This is a genomic window from Streptomyces kebangsaanensis (genome assembly GCF_001906585.1).
GTDB classification, from domain to species: Bacteria; Actinomycetota; Actinomycetes; order Streptomycetales; family Streptomycetaceae; genus Streptomyces; species Streptomyces kebangsaanensis.
The window spans coordinates 1-3,654 of sequence record NZ_JUJA01000024.1 but is presented as its reverse complement, the minus strand read 5'-3'; the positions used below and the strand labels follow the sequence as shown (position 1 = coordinate 3,654).

Annotated in this window: 4 protein-coding genes and 1 pseudogene; 2 read left to right on the top strand and 3 right to left on the bottom strand. The window is 68.8% G+C overall.

The window, feature by feature from the left end; all coding sequences use genetic code 11:
• The 3 genes and pseudogenes from RH94_RS02570 to RH94_RS02560 all read right to left on the bottom strand — a co-directional run.
• Positions 1–520: pseudogene (locus RH94_RS02570) on the bottom strand (LamG domain protein jellyroll fold domain protein); the annotation flags it as partial.
• Positions 521–823: 303 nt separating this feature from the next.
• The gene (locus RH94_RS42040) at positions 824–1,477 is read right to left on the bottom strand and encodes a hypothetical protein (RefSeq protein WP_073946043.1); all 654 of its coding nucleotides are present in this window, start codon (positions 1,475–1,477) and stop codon (positions 824–826) included.
• Positions 1,478–1,792: 315 nt separating this feature from the next.
• Positions 1,793–2,140: a DUF1360 domain-containing protein gene (locus tag RH94_RS02560; protein WP_073946044.1), complete on the bottom strand. Its 348-nt coding sequence runs from the start codon at positions 2,138–2,140 to the stop codon at positions 1,793–1,795.
• A gap of 240 nt (positions 2,141–2,380) precedes the next feature.
• Between RH94_RS02560 and RH94_RS41130 the strand changes: the two genes are divergently transcribed.
• Complete coding sequence (locus RH94_RS41130; protein WP_199880850.1) at positions 2,381–3,046, top strand: transposase family protein; 666 nt, start codon at positions 2,381–2,383, stop codon at positions 3,044–3,046.
• A partial coding sequence (locus RH94_RS41125; RefSeq protein WP_267893333.1) for a transposase occupies positions 2,935–3,654 on the top strand: 720 nt, incomplete at its 3' end. The genes RH94_RS41130 and RH94_RS41125, both read left to right, overlap by 112 nt.

The window sequence follows — 3,654 nt, the reverse complement described above, 5'->3', positions numbered from 1 at the left end:
TCGCCGCGGCCTCGGGCGTTTTGACCACGAACACCGGCTGGAAACTCTCGGGTGTAGCGGTCACTTTCAGGTCCACGTCGGGCAGGACATCGGCGTACACGGCGCTTGGCCCGTCCAGCCGCGGCGCCGGCAGTTTCCCCGGCCAGCCGATCTCCATCGACACGCCCTGGTCGGCGATCCGCGCCAACGGCGCCGCGTCACCGCCGGGTGAGAACGTCATTCCCACCGCGGCCGCCTTCGGGCCGACCGAGCCGTCGGAACGCTTCTCCAGCGTGGCATCCGGCGCCTGCCAGCCGCCGCCCGGCTTGGCCGCGCGGACCGGGACCGCCGACTCCTCCAACGTGAAGGTGAGGCCGTCGGGATTGGCGTAGACCGTGGTGCGCTCCGTACGCTCCCCCACCACCTCCACCCGCTGGCCGGACTGCTGCGCCTGCGTGAGCGCTTGCTGTCCCTCGGACATCGGCGCGGAATCCGCCTCCGCGGGGGCGGCGTAGGCCACCGGCCCGGGCAGCGCCGGCATCGCGACGAGCGCGGCCAGGACAGACATCACTGCCCCAAAACCTATGCGATGCCCCCGCTTACGATGCCCTGCCGCACTACGACCGCTCAACCCGACCGGCACAGGAGCCCGCCCCCAGATTCACAAGATCATCAAAATGTGATCGCGATTCAAACGTTCCCCTTACCGTCTGTCAAGAGCACGTCACATGTTCTTCGCCTGCAGGAGTGGGCGGAGCCACTACTGGGTGAGCGCGTACGCCACGGTGGCCAGCTTGGGTTCGATGCCCATGCGGATGGCCTCGGCGGTCAATCCCCACAGTCCCTAGCGGTTGACGTCGCCGAGACCGAGGAGGAATTCGGCGGGGATCTCCAGGCCGGTCGCGAACCGTTTGATGGCTTCCTCGCGGAGCTTCAGCGCGAGCTCGTCGAAGTTCGACTCAAACGTCAGCAGCTTGAAGTCACTGATGGACTCGGCGGGGACCTCCAACACGATCGGCACGGTGGCCGCAGCTGACTCGGGTTCGCGGATGGCGGTCTCCGCGACCTGCATGAGGATCTCGATCAGGTCGTCCTCGGCGTTGCCCTGCGTGGCGGTAGTCGGGAAGCGGGTGTCCTTGGGGACGAGGAGGATGCCGCGGCCGGTGAGCCGGCTGCGGGCGATCACCTTCACTGCGCTGTTGAGGAGCAGCAGTTCCTCGAGGAGGTCGATGCTCGACCGGACCGGGGAGTCCGCTTCGATCGCGCGCTCCGGATCGGGTTCCCACACGCGCAGCGCCACGGGCGCGTCGGGGTCGAGGTTCTCGGGGCCGCCGGCCGGGATGGCGATGTCGTCGCCGTCGATTTCGGCGGTGAGCTTGCCGGCCTGCTGGCGGACCTCGCGGGTGGACAGCACCCGCCAGTCGTGGCCGTCCTCGGGGGCATCGGAGCTGAGGATCTCGCTGTTGGGGCGGATGACGATCCAGCCCTCACCGGGCACGGTGAGGTGCTTGCCGAACGCGCCGAGCAGCTTGGCCTGTCCGTCGGGTCCGCCCGCGATCTCCTCGACGATCTCCGAGGCGCGGTGGTCGTGGGGGGGCGCGTTCGATCGTGCCGTCGTCGGTGCGGCGGCCGGCGAACAGGGTGGCGCCGGACATGGCGTTGCCGACGCAGGAGGCGGCGAACCGGACCTCGGGGACGAGGTGGTACAGCTCCCATGCACGGTTCTGCCATCCCTGGCTGTTACCGCTGGTCTTGGTGCCGCGTCCGACCTTGCGATCGATGTAGCGGGAGGCGGCAGCGGCGAGTTCGGGCCTCATCCGCGGTTCACCAGGTCGCCGAGCGTGTCGTCCATGCGGTTGAGAAACACTGCGGCGCCGGCGACGGCGAACCACTCCAGGCCGTGGACGACGAGGAGGGCCTGGTCGAACTGGCCGGAAGCGAGGAGCCCCGTCGCGAGGATCGCGCCGGAGATCCACCAGCCCATGCAGTACACGCAGGTGATGAGCGTGACCGCGGCGGTGCGGACCCGGCTGGTGGGTTTCCGGTTGTGCCAGTCGAGGACGGTGGCGCACGCCGGTTCGAGGATGGAGTCATGGACTGCCAGCTGGGTTGCTCGGTACCCGGCGGCCGCGAGGACGACAAGCTCCGGAAGGCTGATCATGCCCGGCCCCTTGCTGAAGATCTTGCGGATGCGGCGGCACACTATAGGTCGAAAACCGCAAATCCCGCTTCGAGATTGATGGGTCTTCGAAGTTGAGCGGTGCGCCTCATCTCGGGCACTGACGTGGTGTCACGGTGTGTGAATGCCGTGGTGGTGATCGTCCCCTGGACGCAGAGCGCCCGTGGGCCTGCGTGATCATTTCTGTTCTCTACGCAGAACGATCATGCAGGAGCCACGGGCTTGGTCAACGATACGACGTTGCTACTCGATCTGGACGGGGTGTCCGTGGCACGGGTCGAGCGGCTGGCTGACGGAGGGCGCAGGGTCCACCTGGTCACGGCCGACGAGACGGCCAGGGCCTGTCCGGCCTGCGGGGTGTTCGCCACCCGGGTGAAGGGCTCGGCGGTCACCCGGCCGCGCGATCTCCCTTACGGCGAGAGCGGATTGGAGTTCCGCTGGCACAAGCGGCGCTGGTACTGCCGCAAGGCCGGCTGTTCCCGCCGCTCCTTCACCGAGCAGATCCCGCAGATCCCGGCCGGTGCCAGGCTGACCGCCCGGCTGCGGGGTGCGGCCGGACGCCGCATACGGGACGCCGGCTCCACCGTCATCCAGGCCGCCCGCGACCTGCATCTGTCCTGGCCGACCGTGATGGAAGCCTTCCGTGTCCAGGCCCGTGAGGTCACCGCCAAGCCGCTGCCCGAGATGGAGGTCCTGGGCATCGACGAGCCCCGGCGGGGCAAGACGAAGTGGGCACAAGACCCGGAGACGGGCAAATGGCAGCTGGTGCGCGACCGGTGGCACACCGGGTTCGTCGACGCGCTGGGCACCGGCGGGCTGCTCGGCCAGGTCGAGGGCCGCACCGTCGCCGACGTCCTGGCCTGGCTGTCCACCACCGGCCTGGAGTAGAGAAAGAACATCCGGTACGTCGCGATCGACATGTCCACTACCTACCGGGCCGCCGTGCGCACCGGGCTCCCGGCGCCGTCGTGGTCGTGGACCACTTCCACGTGGTCCAGCTCGCCAACAAGATGCTCTCGCAGGTCAGGCGCCGCACCACCGCCGAACTGCGCGGGCGTCGCGGACGTGCCACCGATCCGGAGTGGAGGGCCCGCAGGAAACTGCTGCGCAACCGGGAGGACCTCACCGACGAGCAGTTCGCGACGATGTGGAACCCCCTGCTCGGCGAGGGGAGGATCGGACAGACGCTGCTGACCTCGTGGATCGCCAAGGAGTCCCTGCGCAACCTCCTCGCCCTGGCCCGCACCGGCGCCGACCGCCACCAACTCGGCCACGCTCGCTGGAAGTTCCTGGCCTGGTGCGCGGACGCCGACATCCCCGAGGTCCGCCGCCTCGCCGCCACCGTCGACCGCTGGTGGGACGAGATCGCCGCCTTCATCAACACCGGCCACAGCAACGCCAAGAGCGAGGGCGTCAACCGCGTGATCAAGCTGACCGCCCGCAACGCGTTCGGGTTCAGGAACGCGACCAATCAACGACTCCGGACACGCTGCGTC

Coding starts and splice junctions, on each gene's coding strand:
- RH94_RS02560 (WP_073946044.1), bottom strand. CDS start 2,140: ATGATCAGCCTTCCGGAGCTTGTCGTCCTCGCGGCCGCCGGGTACCGA.